The organism is Brucella pituitosa (genome assembly GCF_965577835.1).
In the GTDB taxonomy this organism is placed as follows: domain Bacteria; phylum Pseudomonadota; class Alphaproteobacteria; order Rhizobiales; family Rhizobiaceae; genus Brucella; species Brucella pituitosa.
In genome coordinates this window covers 2,147,335-2,165,557 of record NZ_OZ264092.1, presented here as the reverse complement: position 1 = coordinate 2,165,557, position 18,223 = coordinate 2,147,335, and the positions used below count along the sequence as shown (strand labels likewise).

Below are 18,223 nucleotides of genomic sequence, written 5' to 3'. Positions count from 1 at the left end.
ATCAGGCACTCTATTCTCGTTAGATCATGTGTAAGAAAAATATAGATATGCCAATAAAGCAAAGAGCGCTCTTTTCGAGTGGATTGATTATTGCTGCTTCGCTTCTTGCGGGACAGACGGGGGCTGCCTATGCCCAGTCATCTTTGCCATCGGATGTTCCTACACCGCTGGCGCGTCCGTTCGCGCCTACTGCCACACATGAATCGCCAATCAATCTGGTTACGCCCAAAGCACGTCCGGTCACCCCCGACCCGGTTATCACGTCTTCCTTCAGTCGTGTCGAGAACCCTGCCGCAATCAGCGGCACATTAAAGAGCGGACTTGATGCGCTCTATTCCCGCGATATCATCGGCGCAATTGCCTATCGCAACGGAATGACGAAAGGCTCACTTGACCGCCAGATATTGACCTGGTCGATAGCGACATCCGGAATGGATGGCGTGCCGAGCGCTGAAATTGCAATGGCTGCCTCTGAACTGCCGGGCTGGCCCGGCATGGCGGCGCTGCGCCGCAATTCGGAACGGGCGCTTTTCAGGGAAAATGCCCCGCCAGCAACCGTTATTGCCACATTCGGCACAACACGCCCGCAAACAACAGAGGGCATGATCGCCCTCGCCCGCGCATATGTGGCCACTGGAAACAACACAAAAGCGCATCAGCTTCTCGCGCCCTGGTGGGCGACAGAGCGCCTTTCGGCAGATGATGAAGCGAAAGTTCTGAAAGAATTCGCAAGCGTTCTTACACGTGACGATCATCAACGTCGCCTTCTGCGCTCGCTTTACAATGACCGCATGCAATCGGCTAAACTTCTGGCTGGCCCAGCACAGGCCCAGTCGCTTTATAATGCTTATGCAGCATTGGCACAGAAGTCGCCAAACACGGCCAAAGCCATCGCCGATGTGGACCGCTCGTGGCACTCGAACCCTGCTTACATGTTCTTACAGATTCGCTTTCTGCGCCGTGCAGACCGCATGAGCGAAGCGACAGACTTGATGCTGAAAGCTCCGAAAGACGCCGCGTCGCTAGTGGATCCGGACGCATGGTGGGTGGAACGTCGCATCCTGTCGCGCGAGCTCCTCGATATTAACAAGCCACAACTCGCCTATAGACTAGTCGCAGCACATGCCGCAGAATCACCGACGATGGCCGCAGAAGCGGAATTCCATGCCGGTTGGTATGCTTTGCGCTCATTGAAACAACCAAAGCTTGCTGTACCGCATTTTGCAAAGATCGCCGAGATTTCATCTCGTCCGATTTCCGCTTCGCGCGCTTATTATTGGCTCGGCCGTGCCGCAGAAGCTGGTGCTGGCGGCGATGCTAACGGCTATTATCGCCGCTCCGCGCATTTCGGCACAACATTCTATGGGCAGCTGTCCGCAGCTAAGCTCAGTGAAAAAGCGCCCGAGCTCGCCTATCCAAGACCATCCGATGCAGAACGTGTGCGTTTCTCTGGCCGTCCCGCAGTCCAAGCCATCAAGCGCCTTGAACAGATCGGCTATGGCAACCGCGCGACTGCTCTGTACAGCCAGCTGTCACAAGAGCTCGGTAGCGTTGGAGAACTGGCGCTTCTCGCCGTGATGGCGGAGAAGAACGAGAATCATTATCTCGCTCTCCGCGTTGGCAAGACGGCAGCATTCCGTGGACTGGACGTCGGAGCGCTATCGCACCCGATTGGCGCCATTCCGGCTCATGCGAATATCAGCGGCTCCGGCAAAGCGCTTGCCTATGCGATCGCTCGTCAGGAAAGCGAGTTCAACGTTGGTGCAGTGTCAAAAGCTGGTGCGCGCGGGCTGTTACAATTAATGCCAGCCACCGCAAAGAGTGTCGCAACACGCAATGGAATGGCGTTTTCTGCTCCGAAACTCACAACCGATGCAGCCTATAATGCGACGCTTGGCGCGCATTTTCTTGGCGAACAGCTCGACCGATTCAACGGATCTTACGTGCTGACCTTTGCCGGATATAATGCTGGTCCGCGTCGTGCATCCGATTGGGTGGAAAAATACGGCGACCCGCGTGGCAAGCCAATCGAAGAGGTTGTCGACTGGATTGAGCGCATTCCTTTTTCCGAAACCCGGAACTATGTTCAGCGCGTGATGGAGAATTATGAGGTTTATAAGGCGCGCCTCACCGGCAGTGCGGATATACGCACCGACCTGATCTATGGCCGACGTTAAAGCGTGTCGCGTTTTACGCTATTCACTCGGCACGCTTTAAGCCTACGTTTTCTTGGTTCGAGTTGAAGCCTTGGACTTCGGAGCAGCCTTCTTTGGTTTTGGGCTCTTCTTGGACGCCGCGCGCTGCGTGGCCTCTGCCAATTTACTGGCCTGAGCGGTCCAGTTTTCGCGGGTAACACGTCCAGCAAATCCGATATGGCGTTCAATCCATGCAGATTCGTCCATGTTCCATTGCGCAATCTGCGCATAATGGAATATGCCGAGCTTTTGCAGCATTCCTTCTACTGCCTCGCCAATACCGCTGATTGCAGTCAGATCGTCCGGCTTCCCCCGTAAAGGTGCATCAAGCAATTCTGGACGATCAGGATCCTGAGCTTCCGCGGACGACTCTTCGACTGAAATCTCTTCTACAGATTCTGGATCGGATTCGAGCTCTTCTATTTCTGCCTGTGGCAAAGGCTCTTCGACTTTTTCCGCCACTTCACTGACCTTATCTTTCAAAGGTTCTTCTACCGCGACCGCTTTGGTCGGCGTCACCGGCTCAGGCTTTTCCACTATCGCAGGCTTTGAGAGCGCCGCCGCGATAATCGTGTTTTCCTTATCCGTGTCGGCAGCTTTTTTGCCTCTGATGAGGCGTCCCAAAACGCAGCCAATTACAAAAGCAACGGCAATAAGAATCGCCAGTTGAATGATCAACATCGGCATGTAGGTTCCCTCATACTCTACGCACTTGCACGCAGCCACGATGGCCACAGCGGCAAATCAAAAAACCCCGCACATATTGGCAGGCCTGCCTAAGGACCGCCAGAAAACTATCCAGACATATTCACTTCGCAGTGGTCAGCCAACCCACAGCCAGACCAATCACCGCCGAAAGCAGAAGAACTGGCCAAAACATCTCCGCAAGATAAAGCATATGGAATCCGCCTGCCGTTCAATCCGAAGCACCTGTCAATATATACAGGAAAGGCAGCGAAGCGCCCGGTGTCAATTGGGTAAAGAGAAGAAACAGGGGATGAGGCCAGTTAGCGGCCAAATGATATCAGGGCTTTGTAATATCAGAACTCAATAATCGCAGCCCATGGGGTAGAGGCGCATTGAGAACAGAAGACAACTCATTGTAAGTCGCACCGTCGAGTGCTGCGCCTTTAACTGAGACTGTCGCTTCCGAGACTTCAATCTCCGCTTCAGAAAATTTCCCGGCGAGATCAATCGCAAAATAAACGCGTCTCTCAAATTCCGGCTGTGCACCACGTGCAAGCGCCATCTCGTCGTCAACCAATCCGCCTTGTCCGGCGGTCTCAGCTGCACTCATGATCGAATCGCGCATCGCATTGTCGGGAATGAACCCCGAAAGGGTGATACCCTGCCCGCCTTTGGTCAGTTTGAAAACATATGGGCTTGCTTCCTGAAGAACAGTCGTCAGATCGGAAAGATCGCCAACGCCGCTGACCTGCTGCACAGCCTTAATTGCGGCCTTCTGCGATTCAGGATCTGGAGCCATACCTTTTAAGGTCACATCACGGCCATCGACGTCGAAACCGGTCCAGGCATAAGGCGCGAGCGCCTGCCCTGCTCGTTCAGCTATGTCGGTTTCAACCCGGTCCGCACCAAACCACAGCGCCAATGATGTCAGCGCCGCAGTCCACGTCACGCCCGGCCAGAACCACTTCAACATATGCACGCTTCTCCAACTACACCGGCCCGTCTTTATTGACGTCACCAGAGAAACCGCCACGCCTCAAAATGCAAGGTTTATGCTGAATTTAAGAATCACAAACAACAAAAAACCCGGCAGCGATGCTGCCGGGTTTCCTGTAACCAATCCGTAAGGATTAGAACGAACGCTGGAAGCGAACCATACCCTGCCAAGCGTCCTGGCCGTCGAGGACGGAGAGCTTGTCGTCCCACTTGGTGTAGGAAACTTCTGGAGTAATGGTGAAGCCTGGAACCAGTTCGTAAGCTACGTTTGCAGTAGCTGCGAAGGTCTTTGCGTCTTCGTAAGCGAGCTGAAGGTTGAAGGTAGCCTTGTCGGTTGCCTTGAACTTCGCGCCACCCCAAACAGCCCAATCGCCACCCCAGGTGCCGTAGAAGCTGTCGATTGCACGGATGCCACGGAAGCGACCGTCTGCATCGGTGTAACCGTAGTAGGTGTCGTCGTTCGACTTGTAGCCGCCCTGTACCCAAACGGAGAACTGGTCAGTTACGTTTACGTCCAAACGAACCTTACCGGCCCATTCTTCGTTAACTGCGTCGTATGCACCAACAGCTGCGATCGAACCCCAGCCCTGAGCATACTTCAGACCACCAACAACATGTGGTGTGTAGTCATCGATAACGCCGTTGTAGTCAACGTCTTTGTCGTTACCCTGTTCAAGAGCGATTACAGCCGAGAAGCCGTTGCCGCCAGTGAAAGTGTAGCTGATTGCGTTGGTGCGGTAACCGCCAGCAAGGATCACGTCATCGTTGATGACGTCGCCAAGGTAACCAGTGAAGGTTACGAAGTTCGACTCATCAAGACCGAGGCGCAGGCCGCCGAGCTGGATGTATGCGTAACGCAGGTCGCCCGAAGAACCGTTGGTGCCGTCGTTCCAGTCGTAACGGGTTTCAGCATAGGTCTTGAGGGTGCCGAGTTCGGTTTCCGAAGCAGTCGAGAAACGAAGCGTGAAACGTGCCTTCTGAGCGTAGGTATCACGATCCTTGCCACCGAGGGTGATCGAGTTACCGTCAGCTGCACGGCTGATGCTGCCGCCACGAGCGTAAACGTCATCGCCACCAGCAACGTCGTAACGAACATAGCCCGATACGCGCAGGCAGGTTTCGGTGCCTGGGATGTAGAAGTAGCCAGCGCCGTATGCATCGCAAACGCGGACATATTCAACTGCTTCTGGCTCTGGTGCGACGATTGCGTCGGCAGCCTGAGCGCCGGAAGCTGCAACCAGAGCTGCAGCGGAGCCGAGGAGAAGGCTCTTGATGTTCATTTCTGACCTCCAGTCAAAGTTAAAAATGGGTCTGGGCATTCTGATTTGGCTGAAGGACAACCTGTCCCCATCCCCTGATGAAAAAGTCGCCCCGAAGCGCTCCTTCTTCTGGATGTGAAGATACTCGCCAACTTTTTCGTTTCAACATCGAATATCGCTCTCAACCGTTGTGGAGCCTCTATGAGGGACGGTTGTTGCAGAAATGACACGAAATCGCCCCCTTTGGGGTGAGGATTTTAGACATTATTAATGTTCGTAAACGCCGGTTAACGGGTCTTAACGATTGAAAACACGTATTTTTTGACTCTTTCGCACAGATCGACGTCCGAATCCGTCTGACGCCGGTCCAAATGTGGCGGTCGGCTGACTTATTAAGAGCGATAAGCTGGATGCTGTGCAAAATTATCCGAATCTCTGTTTGGCCAGGGAGCATTCGGCCTTGTTTCATTTGAGGGCAAAGGCCCGCAATTCCGGCTTATTCACACATGCCTATATATAAAAGATGAAATTATGCTGGGAATTTTACCGTAAGCTGCGCAAATCGCTTGAAATGATGAAGCGTACCGGCTATCTCGCCTTTACCGGAGAGGTGGCCGAGTGGTCGAAGGCGCTCCCCTGCTAAGGGAGTAGACCTCATAAGGGTCTCGTGGGTTCGAATCCCATCCTCTCCGCCATCATCGAAACGATGACCTTTGCCCCTCCAAGCAGTGTTTCTTCTCTAGAGTAGATATATTTCGCCCGCCCAACAGCGCCCTAAAGCCTTGTTTTGCGACCCGGACGATTCTTGTCATTTTCTGATTTCAAACCGTGATTACAGACAAGTAATTGTATTTACTATGTTTTTTCGATCGCAGTCGATTCTTGACTGGAGGTCAGAAATGAACATCAAGAGCCTTCTTCTCGGCTCCGCTGCAGCTCTCGTTGCAGCTTCCGGCGCTCAGGCCGCAGACGCAATCGTCGCGCCAGAGCCAGAAGCCGTTGAATATGTCCGCGTTTGCGATGCTTACGGCGCTGGCTACTTCTACATCCCAGGCACCGAAACCTGCCTGCGCATCCATGGTTATGTTCGTTACGACGCAGCCGCTGGCCGCGATCCGTACGACAGTCACGACGCGAAGACCTGGAGCAAGAACACACGCTTCACGCTCCGCACGTCGACCGCTTCGGAAACCGAACTCGGCACCCTCAAGACCTACACTGAAAACCGCTTCAACTTCACGAACGGCGATCAGGGCGATCACACACTGAACTTCGCATACATTCAGCTCGGTGGCCTGCGCCTCGGTCTCGATGAATCGGCATTCCATACCTTCACCGGTTACCTCGGCGACATCATCAATGATGACGTGGTTGCTGCTGGCGTCTACCGCACCAACCTGATCAGCTACACCTTCACTGGCGGCAATGGCTTCTCGGCAATCGTATCGCTTGAACAGGGTGGCGGCAGCTACACCGATCATGGTGACTTCGACAATGACGGCGATTTCTCTGAATCGAACGTAATTGACGACTACATGCCACACGTAGTTGGCGGCCTGAAGTTCGCTCAGGGCTGGGGTTCGATCGCTGGCGCAGTAGCATACGACTCGCTGCTCGAAGAATGGGCCGGTAAGGTTCGTTTGGACGTAAACGTCACCGAACAGTTCTCCGTCTGGGTACAGGGCGGCTACTCTTCTTATGAAGACGACATCGGCATGTACGGCAACTGGGGCGGCGATTGGGCTGTCTGGGGCGGCGCAAAGTTCAAGGCTACAGACAAGGCAACCTTCAACCTTCAGGGCGCTTACGAAGATTGGGGCAAGACCGCAATCGCAGCAAACGTTGCGTATCAGCTGGTTCCTGGTTTCACCATCACGCCAGAAATCAACTACACCCGTTGGGACAGCGATCACCCACTCCGTCAGGCTGGCGTTATCGAAAACAAAGATGCGTTCGGCGGCATCATCCGCTTCCAGCGTTCGTTCTAATCAGAACTACGCTTAAGCATCGGACGCCAACGGGAAACCGTTGGCGTCAGTCATTTGGGGAAGCGTTCACGAAAGCGTGAACATTGGTTCTTTCGAGATGGGGATCTCGGCAGAACTTGAATTGAGGGAGTTGCGGGGACGAACAAATGGGGGGCAGCGGGTTCTAAAAAGGATCGAAACATGTCTCCACATAAAGTTAGCTCACTTATCTTGTACTCGATGAATTATTTCTTTATGCATGCATCCCATAAAAAAATGGGGGACTTGCTATGATCGTCGTTGGGGGCACGAGGATCGATGGAGGCGAAGGATATTCGCCGGTTATCGACTACAACCTTGAATATACATCCGTTAAAAGCCTGAAGCATCGGCTCGTAGAGCAGTTTTCTTTGGCCGAATTAGCGGGCAAGTATATCAACATCCTTTGGGATGATGGCTCACACAAGTATAATGTGAAATCGTTCCTTGGTGAGATCGACGAAATTTTGAAAGGTATCCGCTTTTCAGGTTTCGATCAGGAAATGCTCGACTCCGTCATTGGTTCGCTTCGTGAACGCGGCAACAGCAATGCAACCATCAACAGAAAGATGGCTGCGCTGAGCAAGCTGCTGCGAAAGGCGCACAAAATGGGGGACGTTTACAGCCTGCCGGAGTTTGTCCGACAGAAAGAGCGTGCGGGGCGCATCCGTTTCCTCGAATATGAGGAAGAAAAACGCCTATTTGCCGCGGTTAGATCGCGTTGCGAAGATAGCTATCGGCTATCCGTTTTTCTCGTCGACAGTGGCTGCCGTCTTGGTGAAGCAATCGGACTCACCTGGAATGATATCCAGGAGCATCGTGTTACGTTCTGGCTGACCAAATCGAACCGCAGTCGAACCGTTCCACTGACTAAACGCGCACGAAAATCTACCGAAATTGCGCATGAGCGGCTGAAAGGCCCCTTCTCCATGCTCAATCAGGTGAGATTCCGGCAGATATGGAATGACGCGAAAATCGAAGTCGGTCTCGGTACAGATGATCAGGTCGTTCCGCATATTCTGCGCCATACATGTGCATCGCGTCTCGTGCGTGGCGGCATAGATATACGGCGTGTGCAGATGTGGCTCGGTCACCAGACCTTGCAGATGACAATGCGTTACGCACACCTTGCCACACATGATCTCGATTCCTGCGTCAAGGTTCTGGAGATTCGTTAGGGCACGTTTTCCAAAGAGTTGGTTTCGCGAGACATGCGCGAAATCAAATAGCAAAGCTATATCCGCTTTTTGTTCATGTATCATCGACACAGGAACGGTGAATCGCCCTGAACTTGCAGGAGGCTCCAACTCCTGAGCAGGATGGAATACCGTGGGCAGAACGAGGAACTCGAGCAGTTCTGATGATTCAACTTAGTCCAGAAATGATCTTATCTTTGAGGCTGACATCGGTGACCAGCTTTCGCATTTGATACTGGTTAATCCCACGATGCGCACAATCACGTTTTTCGAATAAGCGATGTGGCAAGGCTTGCCACAAGTTGCTATGCCTGTCTGATCTTTTATCGGGTGCCGGGGGCATTGACCCATTAGGCGAGATCGCCTCGCCGTCACCATTTTGCTACTCCGTACCATCAGACCAAATTGACCGGAAATACTATGGCATCGCCTCGTCTTACGCCGCTTGTTGAAAGCCTCCCCTCCACCGTCCCTTTTGTCGGCCCCGAAACGCTCGAACTTCAGCGTGGCAAACCTTTTTCGGCTCGTATCGGCGCCAATGAAAGTAGCTTCGGCCCTGCTCCATCCGTCATAGAAGCCATGCGACAGGAGGCTTCCGAAGTCTGGAAGTATGGTGATCCGGAAAACTATGCGCTGCGTCATGCAATTGCGGCTCATCACAATGTAAAAGCTGAGAATGTCATGCCAGGTGCTGGTGTCGACGCATTGCTGGGTCTTGTGGTGAGGCAATTTGTTCAGCAGGGCGACAAGGTCATCAACTCGCTTGGCGGTTATCCGACCTTCAACTATCACGTCGCTGGTTTCGGCGGAACACTGCTGACTGTCCCATATAATCAGGACAAACCCGATCTGGACGCGTTGATCAAAAAGGCGCGTCAGGAAAATCCGGCGCTGCTTTACATCGCCAACCCAGATAATCCCATGGGTACATGGCATGAACGGTCGGATATTCAGGCGTTTATCGAGCGCATTCCAGAAACAACAATGTTGATTCTTGACGAAGCCTATTGCGAGACTGGCCCCGCTTCTGCCTTTCCGGCCTTTGAACTGGATCGCCCGAATATTCTGCGCATGCGCACTTTCTCAAAGGCCTATGGACTTGCTGGAATTCGGGTTGGTTATGTTCTGGGCTGCGCCGACGCGATCAAGTCTTTTGACAAGGTTCGCGATCATTTTGCCGTCAACCGTATTGCGCAAGCTGCAGCAATCGCGGCATTGAAAGATCAGAATTATTTGCGTGATGTGGTCAGTAAAATCCATGCCGGACGAGATCGAATCGCAGCAGTTGCGGCGCGCCATGGGTTGAAACCTATTCCTTCAGCGACGAACTTCGTCACCATTGATTGTGGGTATGATGGAGCTTTCGCGACTGCCATTCTCAATAGTCTGATCGAGCGCGATATTTTTGTCCGTAAACCGGGCGACCCGGTGCTGGATCGCTGCATTCGCGTGAGCGTTGGCGTCGATGAGCAGATGGATATGTTTGAAGCAGCACTTCCCGAAGCACTCGCAGATGCCCGAAAAGCCTTGAACATCGCCTAACTGCGGAGAAACCAATGTCCGATCAAAACAATATCCAACCTCGCAATGTTCTGTTTGGTACACTTGCCGGCCTTTGCGGTGCTCTCGCAATTGCTGCGTACGCCGGCGCCGCCCATGGTGGCGAGAATCATTTAGGTGCGATAGCGCCGCTTCTTCTCGGCCACGCCCCCGCCCTTCTGGTGTTGTCACTCATCGTTCCCAACAGCCGCGTTGCGAATATTGGTGGTGCGCTATTAGTGGCTGGACTGATGCTGTTCTGCGGCGATCTGTTCTTGCGAGATGTGACCGGCAACCGGCTTTTCCCAATGGCAGCCCCTACAGGCGGAAGTTTGATGATTTTGGGCTGGCTCACGGTTGGTGTCAGCAGCTGGTTCAAGAGAACCTGAAACCGCCTCACTTCGTAGGAATACCACGGCATAATTCCCTTAGAGGGCTTTCTACTTTGTTTGAAGCAGACGAAACGCTCTAAGCATTTGTTTTAACGCATTTACCTCACGCAAAACCGCTGCACACTTTTGCTGGCTATGCTCTAAAAAGAAAAAGGGGCCCTGCATATCTGCAAGGCCCCTTCTCTCTAAAACGGTGTAAGTTCAAGCCGACTTATAAGCCGTCCCAGATTTAAATTCTTTGAGCAGAACGCGGTTTCCGTCAATTGATCCTGCGGAAACCTCGCTGAAATTACGAGTTACCCTTTAGGCGTGCGTTGCAGAGGCTGTAATAACCGCCACCCTTCTGAACCCACTTCAGGCCGCCCAGTGCATTTGCATCCTTGGCTGCATGATACTGCTCAAGGCAAGTGTGCATCCGCGCCTTACCTGGAGATTCGTTCGAGAACTTCGACGAAACTGCGGTCGGGAACTTCACACCGCGTGGCGCGGCTGCGGTTGGCGCTGCAGGTTCTGAATTGCCATCAGTGGTCAACGCAACGGGATCAGCGCCCGGGCCGCATTCCGATTTACGGAAATCATTCCACTTGGTGCCACCATCGGTACCGGCATCTTTAGCCGCCTGATACTTGGCGCTGCACTGCTTCATGGTGAGGCTCTTGGCCCCATCATCCGCTGCGGGTGCCGCTGCATTTTTAGCTGGTGCTGCAGCTTTCTTTGCTGGCGCGGCTGGTGCAGCCGGAGCGGCTGCGGCATCGTCACCGCATTGTGTCTTACGGAAATCATTCCACTTAGCATCGCCCAGCGTGCCAGCATCTTTGGCAGCCTGATACTTCGCACTACATTCTTTCATTGTCAGCGCACTTGCCGGCGATGAAAAAACAAAGGCAGATGCGCCCATAATGATTGCGGTGCCAGCCAAGGCTGTGATGGTACGAATAGACATCTCGTCGCTCCCTGTCGGATACGGACTATTGAATTCGTTGTTCTGGAGCGCGTTTCGATCTGGTTGAACCAGATCCGCGCCCCAAACGTTTGTTTTTACGCGCATCTTATCCGAAAACCGTTTCACACTTTTCGGGATGCGCTCCAGAACGGCTCCACAAAGACTGAAACGTCACAACCGTTCTGTCTCTACGCATTATCCTTAGGCAAAACCGCTTCGCAGTTTGGTAGGAAATGCGTTTGGCTCATTCGCGGATCGCTTGTCGCGATAATTTAAAACACCAAGTCTGCTTTGCCGGTCTCTATACCTTTTAAAGTTTCACATCCGCCGTGTAACTTGATGCCAGGCAAGTTGACTGTCAATCAGTTGCTTAATATTACCACCGCCTACAATACAAAATTTCTAACTGTCATTCTTTAGAAGTTACGTAAATTTGAATGACACAAAGTAAATATATAGTAGTTCTAAACTCTTGTCCTGTCTTTATTGGAATAGAGTTAAAATCCGGGGCATCCAAGTGACACAAAAAATCATGATCATTGGCGGTGCTGGCTCGGGAAAGTCTACCCTTGCACGCAGGCTTGGGAAAATCAGTGGCTTACCTGTAATTCACATCGACACTATTTACTGGAAAGCCAACTGGGTCATGCGTCCGCGTGCCGAGATCAGCCGTCTTACGAACAAGGTTGCTGATCGCGATAAATGGATATTCGAGGGCAATCATAGCGAAACGATGGCGCACCGCGCATCACGCGCCGACATGCTCATATTCCTCGATATATCGACGCCGCGGCGCCTCTGGCGAATCATCCGAAGAACGGTTCGCCATTACGGCCAATCGCGCCCGGACATGGCTGAAGGATGCAAAGAACGTTTTGACTGGGAATTTCTCAAGTTTGTCGCCAATTATCGAAAAAATGGCCGTATTCAGGCGCTTTCCTTCTTAGAAAAGGCTCCTCCTCACCTGCAAAAACACCATTTGCGCAATCCGGCCGATGTGAAACGTTTTCTCTCTAAAGCAGAGCACGAAATATTCCTAAAAAATTGATGCTTAGAAATTACATTAAATCAACAAAGCCCCACCTAAAATAACAATATTGCTAGCGGTGCGGGCAAGTTCTCTGAATGCTATATTTGCAATGTCTCTCAAGACTTGACGCTGGCGCGTGGCGCGATAGCCCATCAGTACAGCGCGAATTTACATGCACTCGGATAGCGGAACGTTAGTTCGGGCCGTTTGGGTAATCTTGTCCGGATTTCCGGTTTTCGCAGCTCTGGAGTTAAACGTGGCTGATATCGCAGATAGCGCCTCCCCGCTTGCCGATGTGACCAGCGCAATGGGTTTCGATCGTCATCGTCTTTATGAGGACGCGATCGCCATGCTGATAGGCACCTCATTCATTGCCTTGGGCATTACGCTTTACAGTCAAGCAACGCTGATGACAGGCAGCACCGCAGGCATCGCCCTTTTGATCCAGTATGCTACCGGCATCGGATTTGGCCTGCTCTATTTTCTGATCAATCTGCCATTCTATTATTTCGCAGCAAAGCGTATGGGCTGGCCGTTTACGATCAGGACATTCATCGCAGTCGCGCTCATGTCGTTCTTCGCAAAAGTCATACCTCTGTGTGTTGATTTCAGTTCAATTAACCCACTCTTTGCAGCACTCATGGGCGGCACCTTGATGGGAATGGGGGTATTAGCGCTATTTCGTCACCGCTCCGGTGTTGGCGGCGTCAACATTCTCGCCCTTTATTTACAGGACGCCTACGGGATTCGCGCTGGCTGGTTTCAGCTTGGACTCGATGTCCTCATCATGTTTGGATCGCTGTTTTTCATTCCTCTGGAAAATATGCTGCTCTCGCTGGTAGGGGCGATAGCGATGAACGTCATCATTGCGATCAACCACAAGCCGGGGCGTTATCTTGGCATAAGCTAACAAAAAGCCGCCTGATGAGGCGGCTTTTTTGTCAGTGCGTCGAGCAATTTTAGTGCGCTGTCATCCACTCACGCGCACCACGAAGAGCTGCAGCGAGTTCAGTTTTGCTCATGGTCGCAGCGACCTGATTGCGCATGCGCTCGGCTTTCTGATTGCCGCGAATGGCAGCGATATTGAGCCACTTATGTGCTTCGACGACATCGATTTCACAGTCACGACCAATAGCGTATTTCAAACCCATCTCAAGCAGAATGCGATCCTGGGAACCTGCTTTGTCGTGCTGCGTAACGCTCTGAAACTGTGTCATTTTTCTTTGTCCCTGTTAAATCCCGAGAACCGTCCGCTCTTTGTTTCCAAGACTGGCTTTCACCGTCCCGGAACTGTCGGATCTGTCGTTCCGTTCATGGTCTTTAAGATAAGCGACAGGACTAAAATGCACGTTAAACCAGATGCTTAACAAGCGAACAACGAAATCCCAACAAGGAGTAAATTTGGGAATTCGTTAAACATCCAAGCCGTCCGAATTACAGCGTTTTTCCGAAATGGCTATCTTTTCTGCATCCTCGCCTGGAAACCAGATGATAACCATAGTGCAGATTGGCTTCGTTCAGAATGTTGCCGTCAGCGAATTCGAACACGCAAATTATCCCTCTTCCGCTCAGGCAAAAACTGGATTACGTTTACGTTTGCGTAAGTATTCTGCAAGGCTGTGAGCCTTGTGGCATTTTGGGAGGAATGCATGATCCGCAATTTTATTATGGGAATGACAGCAGCTGTTGCATTGACTGCAGGCCTGTCCGCACCGGCGTTCGCTGAAGAAGCCATTGTCGGCACATGGAAGCGCCCGAACGGTACGATCATCAGCTATGCAGCATGTGGCGGCGGCAAATATTGCGGCACGGTGCAGACAGGTGAATATAAGGGCAAGTCAATCGGCTCGATGTCCGGCAAAGACGGCACCTACAAGGGCGAAGTCAACAAGCTCGATGAAGGCAAGACCTATACCGGCAAGGCCAGCGTCAAGGGCAATACGCTATCGCTCTCTGGCTGCGTTATGGGCGGACTGATCTGCAAGAGCGAAAGTCTCACGCGCCAATAAGCAAACAAAAAAGGCGGCTTCTCAGCCGCCTTTTTAAATTAGCGGGCCTTCTGGCCGAACAGGATTTTCTGCGCTTCCTTGTCATTGGCCAGATTAGATTTTTCTCGCTCTTCCTTGCCAACCACGAGACCACGCTGCACAGCAGGACGTGCGTTCATCGTTTCATGCCAGCGCTTGAGGTTCGGAAAGTCTTCCAGCTTCTGATCGTAATTCTTGTAAGCATTGATCCAGCCAATGCTTGCCATGTCAGCGATAGAATATTCGCCTGCGATATAGTCTTTGCCTTCAAGCTGCCGATTGAGCACGCCGTAGAGGCGATTGACCTCGTTTGTATAGCGGTCGATGCCATATTGCACCTTTTCCGGCGCATAAACACGGAAGTGGCCAGCCTGTCCCGACATGGGTCCAAGTCCACCCATCTGCCACATCAGCCATTCATCGACGGCCACGCGCTTGCGTTCATCGGTCGGATAGAACTTGCCGAACTTGCGGCCGAGATATTGCAGGATCGCACCCGATTCAAATACCGAGATCGGCTCGCCGCCCGGGCCTTCGGGATCGACGATGGCTGGCATACGATTATTCGGCGCTATTTTGAGAAAGTCCGGCTGGAACTGATCGCCTTTGCCGATATTCACATATTTGACTTCGTAGGGAACACCTAGCTCCTCCAGCATAATGCTGATTTTGAAGCCGTTCGGGGTCGGCCAATAGTAAAGCTCAATGGGTTTTGTCTGCTCAGCCATGGGTATCTGTCTCCCGCTTTCTTGGCTTTGTCCGTATTTCCAATGCGGGTTAACATAAGCGCCGTGCGGCCCGGCACAAGTGCGAAGCGATCAAGTTAGTGAAACATCAATATTTTTGAACGCCGGATGAATGCAGCTCTCAGGAGCAGTTCAGGTCGCATCCTTAAACTCAAGCCCGTAAAGCAAACGATTTTGAAGCTGGGGGAATTATGCTGCTGTGGCGCGTTACAATTGTCTGTTTAATGATTGCCGGCTTTGCGATCATTGCTGGCCTTTTCGTTGATCGCAAATATGACGTTTATCGTGATCAGCCAGTCGTTGGCCCCATTACAGCGATGCATCTCAAGCATGTGAGCGGAGACCAACAATTATGATGTCTCGCTTCCGTATCTCCGCAGGCATTGCACTTCGCGTTCTGCTGTTCACGGCTGTATTCACCGGGCCTGCTGCAACATTCGCTTATACGCAAATTGGTCAGAAAGCACATATGAGCGGAGTGGGTCTTGTGCTTTATGTGAGCCTGCAAAGAAGTGCGTAAACAGGGACATGCGACTGTCATGGAGTTTGCTATACTAAGCCATGACACAGCGAATCGAACAACCTTTTCTCACAGAGATAAAAACGCCTCCTTTCGTGGAACCGGCGGTTTTCACCGATGCCAGCGCGGCAGTTGTCGCGCTGCGCAAGCTTTATGATCGCAATACAGAATTCCTGCGCAAAGCTTTTGAGCAGCTTGCACGCGGCGAAGTTCGCCCGCAACGCTACCGCGCGTTTTATCCCGAAATTTGCCTGTCCACCTCCAGCTTTGCTCATGTGGATACACGTCTCGCTTTCGGTCATGTGACCATGCCCGGCGACTATTCGGCAACGATCACCCGGCCTGATCTGTTCGAGCATTATCTCAACGAACAGATTCGCCTTCTGATGCGCAATCATGGCGTGACAGTCACTGTTCGGGAATCGGCCACGCCAATTCCTATTCATTTTGCTTTCATTGAAGGCACCTATGTCGAGGCATCGGTTGCCAACGCCTTCACGCATCCGCTGCGCGATCTTTTCGATGTGCCGGATCTTGCCGCAACCGACGACAAGATCGTTAATGCTGACTTCGATCCAATTCCCGGCGAGCCGATGCCTCTTGCGCCATTTACGGCACAGCGCGTCGATTATTCGCTGCACCGCCTTGCGCACTACACGGCAACAAGCCCCAAGCATTTCCAGAATTTCGTGCTGTTCACGAACTATCAGTTTTACATGGATGAATTCTGTGATTATGCCCGCAGGCTCATGGCGGAAGGCGGCGGCGGATATGACAGCTTCGTCGAGCCGGGAAATGCGATAACGCGTGCAGGTGAATCTGCGCCGAGCAGCGGAGTTCCATTACAACGATTGCCGCAGATGCCCGCCTATCATCTGCAACGCGGTGATCATTCGGGCATCACCATGGTCAATATTGGCGTTGGCCCGTCCAATGCCAAAACCATTACCGACCACATTGCAGTGCTGCGGCCGCATGCGTGGCTGATGCTGGGCCATTGTGCAGGTCTGCGTAACAGCCAGCAGCTCGGCGATTATGTGCTGGCGCATGCCTATATGCGTGAAGATCACGTCCTCGATGACGACCTTCCGGCATGGGTGCCTCTGCCAGCCCTTGCAGAAATTCAGGTGGCACTTGAAGAAGCCGTCGAGGAAATCACCGGTCTTGAAGGTTATGATCTCAAGCGCATCATGCGCACCGGCACGGTCGCGACAATCGACAATCGTAACTGGGAGCTTCGCGACCAGCGCGGCCCGGTCCAACGTCTTTCACAGGCGCGTGCAGTTGCACTCGATATGGAATCGGCCACGATTGCGGCCAATGGTTTTCGCTTCCGCGTTCCCTATGGCACGCTTCTCTGCGTTTCCGACAAACCGCTTCATGGTGAGCTGAAGCTGCCGGGCATGGCGACTGAGTTCTATAAGCGTCAAGTCGCCCAGCATTTGCAGATCGGTATTCGTGCGATGGAAAAAATCGCAGCAATGCCGGATGAGAGGCTGCATTCACGCAAACTCAGAAGCTTCTACGAGACTGCCTTCCAGTAAAAATAAGTCCGTAGGGCAATAGATGATTAGGGCAGTATGTTTTTCGCGAATACATACTGCCCTCTCTCCATCATCGCGCCGTAATCAATCGCTAATCGAGCATGATGTCAAAACGCCGCGAAAACCTTTCATTTTTCTTGCTGATCATCGCTGTTCTGGTGTCAGTTCCACTCGTGCTTGGTTTTCTCGGATCAGCACACCCGGCGCTTGATTCATTCGCGCATTTCCGCCCATATCTCGCAATTCTGATGGGGCTGCTCGCGCTCCCGCTTCTGTTCTCAACGATGCGGCGCGAAGGTGCGATGATCCTGTTGTTTGCGATCCTTGCTTTCAGCACGACATTGGGAGCGACACGCAACCTGCTGGATGGATCATCCTCGGCACAAGCCAATGTGCCCACAATTGGCGCACGCTACAGTCTGGTGCAGATCAATCTGCGCTACAATAATCCTGAGCCAAAACGCGTCTTACAAATGGTTGCGCGGGAAAAGCCAGATGTCATTGCCTATCAGGAAGCTGGTTCAGACTGGACCATGTGGATCGACATTCTGAAGGGCACATATCCCTATCATTTTGAATGTCGCAAGGATGGAAGCAACATGGGTGTCGGTATTCTTTCCCGCCGACCATTCAGTGAAGGTAGCGAACAGACCTGCCTTGGTGATGATCGCCTTGCCATAACTTCCATCGACTTCAGTGGCACAAGGGTCAATGTTGCAGCTTACCACTCGATCCTGCCATGGCCTTTTGGCCAGGCGACTATTATCGATGCGCTGGTGCCGGAACTGCAGAAGATTAGCGGCCCTTCGATCATTGCCGGTGATTTCAACGCCACGCCATGGAGCAATGCAGTCCATCGTATCGAAAAAGCTTCGGGGACGAAGGCTGTCACTGGCATTGGCGGCACATGGATGCCGCAAAGTCTGTCCGTAAAGCTCGCGCCTTTTATCGGCCTGCCGATCGACCAGGTTTTGGTGAGCCACGAGATTGAGAAACCTGTCGCCGCTTCGCGTGAAGAAGCTGGTTCCGATCACCTGCCTGTAAGGCTCGAGTTTTCGGTTCCAATGTCAGTGCATCCAGACACTGACGAGCCGGAAACTCAATCCGTTATGCTCCAATAAAAAAAGGCGGCTTTAAACCGCC

At 52.5% G+C, this 18,223-nt stretch carries 17 protein-coding genes and 1 tRNA gene; 12 read left to right on the top strand and 6 right to left on the bottom strand.

Annotation, left to right across the window (positions count from 1 at the left end):
* Positions 1-47 precede the first annotated feature (47 nt).
* Positions 48-2,177 carry a lytic transglycosylase domain-containing protein gene (locus tag ACSME1_RS10405; RefSeq protein ID WP_435654920.1) on the top strand — a complete coding sequence of 710 codons (2,130 nt, stop codon included), beginning with the start codon at positions 48-50 and terminating at the stop codon, positions 2,175-2,177.
* 42 nt (positions 2,178-2,219) lie between these two features.
* On the opposite strand, the gene ACSME1_RS10400 is transcribed toward ACSME1_RS10405, so the two are convergent.
* The 3 genes from ACSME1_RS10400 to ACSME1_RS10390 form a co-directional block, all read right to left on the bottom strand.
* Positions 2,220-2,882 carry a hypothetical protein gene (locus tag ACSME1_RS10400; RefSeq protein ID WP_024897319.1) on the bottom strand — a complete coding sequence of 221 codons (663 nt, stop codon included), beginning with the start codon at positions 2,880-2,882 and terminating at the stop codon, positions 2,220-2,222.
* Positions 2,883-3,219: 337 nt separating this feature from the next.
* Positions 3,220-3,855 (bottom strand): BON domain-containing protein, encoded by a 636-nt coding sequence (locus ACSME1_RS10395; protein WP_024897318.1) that lies wholly within the window; start codon positions 3,853-3,855, stop codon positions 3,220-3,222.
* Between the two features lie 157 nt (positions 3,856-4,012).
* Entirely contained in the window at positions 4,013-5,158 is a 1,146-nt protein-coding gene (locus ACSME1_RS10390) for a porin (RefSeq protein WP_024897317.1), read from the bottom strand.
* Positions 5,159-5,741: 583 nt separating this feature from the next.
* Between ACSME1_RS10390 and ACSME1_RS10385 the strand changes: the two genes are divergently transcribed.
* From ACSME1_RS10385 to ACSME1_RS10365, 5 genes are all read left to right on the top strand, one after another.
* Positions 5,742-5,832, top strand: a tRNA-Ser gene (locus ACSME1_RS10385).
* A 204-nt stretch (positions 5,833-6,036) separates the two neighbouring features.
* The gene (locus tag ACSME1_RS10380; protein WP_036567135.1) at positions 6,037-7,125 is read left to right on the top strand and encodes a porin; all 1,089 of its coding nucleotides are present in this window, start codon (positions 6,037-6,039) and stop codon (positions 7,123-7,125) included.
* Positions 7,126-7,394: 269 nt separating this feature from the next.
* Entirely contained in the window at positions 7,395-8,321 is a 927-nt protein-coding gene (locus tag ACSME1_RS10375; protein WP_024897315.1) for a tyrosine-type recombinase/integrase, read from the top strand.
* A 438-nt stretch (positions 8,322-8,759) separates the two neighbouring features.
* On the top strand, positions 8,760-9,881 hold the full coding sequence (locus ACSME1_RS10370; RefSeq protein WP_105705279.1) for a pyridoxal phosphate-dependent aminotransferase: 1,122 nt from the start codon (positions 8,760-8,762) through the stop codon (positions 9,879-9,881).
* Between the two features lie 14 nt (positions 9,882-9,895).
* A complete protein-coding gene (locus ACSME1_RS10365) occupies positions 9,896-10,267 on the top strand; it encodes a DUF423 domain-containing protein (RefSeq protein WP_105705281.1) in 372 nt (123 codons plus the stop codon).
* A 292-nt stretch (positions 10,268-10,559) separates the two neighbouring features.
* Here ACSME1_RS10365 and ACSME1_RS10360 read toward each other — a convergent pair whose 3' ends face one another.
* Positions 10,560-11,213 carry an antifreeze protein gene (locus ACSME1_RS10360; RefSeq protein ID WP_105534770.1) on the bottom strand — a complete coding sequence of 218 codons (654 nt, stop codon included), beginning with the start codon at positions 11,211-11,213 and terminating at the stop codon, positions 10,560-10,562.
* A 517-nt stretch (positions 11,214-11,730) separates the two neighbouring features.
* Here ACSME1_RS10360 and ACSME1_RS10355 point away from each other — a divergent pair.
* Both ACSME1_RS10355 and ACSME1_RS10350 read left to right on the top strand, forming a co-directional pair.
* Positions 11,731-12,261, top strand: a complete 531-nt coding sequence (locus ACSME1_RS10355) for a DNA topology modulation protein FlaR (RefSeq protein ID WP_100559413.1) — start codon at positions 11,731-11,733, stop codon at positions 12,259-12,261.
* Between the two features lie 238 nt (positions 12,262-12,499).
* Entirely contained in the window at positions 12,500-13,153 is a 654-nt protein-coding gene (locus ACSME1_RS10350; protein ID WP_084486785.1) for a YitT family protein, read from the top strand.
* A gap of 49 nt (positions 13,154-13,202) precedes the next feature.
* On the opposite strand, the gene ACSME1_RS10345 is transcribed toward ACSME1_RS10350, so the two are convergent.
* Entirely contained in the window at positions 13,203-13,460 is a 258-nt protein-coding gene (locus ACSME1_RS10345) for a sel1 repeat family protein (RefSeq protein ID WP_024897309.1), read from the bottom strand.
* Positions 13,461-13,892: 432 nt separating this feature from the next.
* Between ACSME1_RS10345 and ACSME1_RS10340 the strand changes: the two genes are divergently transcribed.
* Positions 13,893-14,252: a DUF2147 domain-containing protein gene (locus tag ACSME1_RS10340; protein ID WP_024897308.1), complete on the top strand. Its 360-nt coding sequence runs from the start codon at positions 13,893-13,895 to the stop codon at positions 14,250-14,252.
* Positions 14,253-14,290: 38 nt separating this feature from the next.
* Here ACSME1_RS10340 and ACSME1_RS10335 read toward each other — a convergent pair whose 3' ends face one another.
* Positions 14,291-14,998, bottom strand: a complete 708-nt coding sequence (locus ACSME1_RS10335; protein ID WP_024897307.1) for a glutathione binding-like protein — start codon at positions 14,996-14,998, stop codon at positions 14,291-14,293.
* Between the two features lie 370 nt (positions 14,999-15,368).
* Here ACSME1_RS10335 and ACSME1_RS10330 point away from each other — a divergent pair, with 370 nt between their 5' ends.
* The 3 genes from ACSME1_RS10330 to ACSME1_RS10320 all read left to right on the top strand — a co-directional run bounded on the left by ACSME1_RS10330 (position 15,369) and on the right by ACSME1_RS10320 (position 18,201).
* Positions 15,369-15,536, top strand: a complete 168-nt coding sequence (locus tag ACSME1_RS10330; protein ID WP_157803352.1) for a hypothetical protein — start codon at positions 15,369-15,371, stop codon at positions 15,534-15,536.
* A gap of 41 nt (positions 15,537-15,577) precedes the next feature.
* The gene (locus ACSME1_RS10325; RefSeq protein ID WP_024897306.1) at positions 15,578-17,080 is read left to right on the top strand and encodes an AMP nucleosidase; all 1,503 of its coding nucleotides are present in this window, start codon (positions 15,578-15,580) and stop codon (positions 17,078-17,080) included.
* A gap of 101 nt (positions 17,081-17,181) precedes the next feature.
* Positions 17,182-18,201 carry an endonuclease/exonuclease/phosphatase family protein gene (locus tag ACSME1_RS10320; protein WP_435654919.1) on the top strand — a complete coding sequence of 340 codons (1,020 nt, stop codon included), beginning with the start codon at positions 17,182-17,184 and terminating at the stop codon, positions 18,199-18,201.
* Positions 18,202-18,223 lie beyond the last annotated feature (22 nt).

What these genes read in the sequence shown, in the direction of transcription:
- ACSME1_RS10405 (WP_435654920.1), top strand. Translation starts at nt 48, where the DNA reads ATGCCAATAAAGCAAAGAGCGCTCTTTTCGAGTGGATTGATTATTGCT.
- ACSME1_RS10400 (WP_024897319.1), bottom strand. Translation starts at nt 2,882, where the DNA reads ATGCCGATGTTGATCATTCAACTGGCGATTCTTATTGCCGTTGCTTTT.
- ACSME1_RS10395 (WP_024897318.1), bottom strand. Translation starts at nt 3,855, where the DNA reads ATGTTGAAGTGGTTCTGGCCGGGCGTGACGTGGACTGCGGCGCTGACA.
- ACSME1_RS10390 (WP_024897317.1), bottom strand. Translation starts at nt 5,158, where the DNA reads ATGAACATCAAGAGCCTTCTCCTCGGCTCCGCTGCAGCTCTGGTTGCA.
- ACSME1_RS10380 (WP_036567135.1), top strand. Translation starts at nt 6,037, where the DNA reads ATGAACATCAAGAGCCTTCTTCTCGGCTCCGCTGCAGCTCTCGTTGCA.
- ACSME1_RS10375 (WP_024897315.1), top strand. Translation starts at nt 7,395, where the DNA reads ATGATCGTCGTTGGGGGCACGAGGATCGATGGAGGCGAAGGATATTCG.
- ACSME1_RS10370 (WP_105705279.1), top strand. Translation starts at nt 8,760, where the DNA reads ATGGCATCGCCTCGTCTTACGCCGCTTGTTGAAAGCCTCCCCTCCACC.
- ACSME1_RS10365 (WP_105705281.1), top strand. Translation starts at nt 9,896, where the DNA reads ATGTCCGATCAAAACAATATCCAACCTCGCAATGTTCTGTTTGGTACA.
- ACSME1_RS10360 (WP_105534770.1), bottom strand. Translation starts at nt 11,213, where the DNA reads ATGTCTATTCGTACCATCACAGCCTTGGCTGGCACCGCAATCATTATG.
- ACSME1_RS10345 (WP_024897309.1), bottom strand. Translation starts at nt 13,460, where the DNA reads ATGACACAGTTTCAGAGCGTTACGCAGCACGACAAAGCAGGTTCCCAG.
- ACSME1_RS10340 (WP_024897308.1), top strand. Translation starts at nt 13,893, where the DNA reads ATGATCCGCAATTTTATTATGGGAATGACAGCAGCTGTTGCATTGACT.
- ACSME1_RS10335 (WP_024897307.1), bottom strand. Translation starts at nt 14,998, where the DNA reads ATGGCTGAGCAGACAAAACCCATTGAGCTTTACTATTGGCCGACCCCG.
- ACSME1_RS10330 (WP_157803352.1), top strand. Translation starts at nt 15,369, where the DNA reads ATGATGTCTCGCTTCCGTATCTCCGCAGGCATTGCACTTCGCGTTCTG.
- ACSME1_RS10325 (WP_024897306.1), top strand. Translation starts at nt 15,578, where the DNA reads ATGACACAGCGAATCGAACAACCTTTTCTCACAGAGATAAAAACGCCT.
- ACSME1_RS10320 (WP_435654919.1), top strand. Translation starts at nt 17,182, where the DNA reads ATGATGTCAAAACGCCGCGAAAACCTTTCATTTTTCTTGCTGATCATC.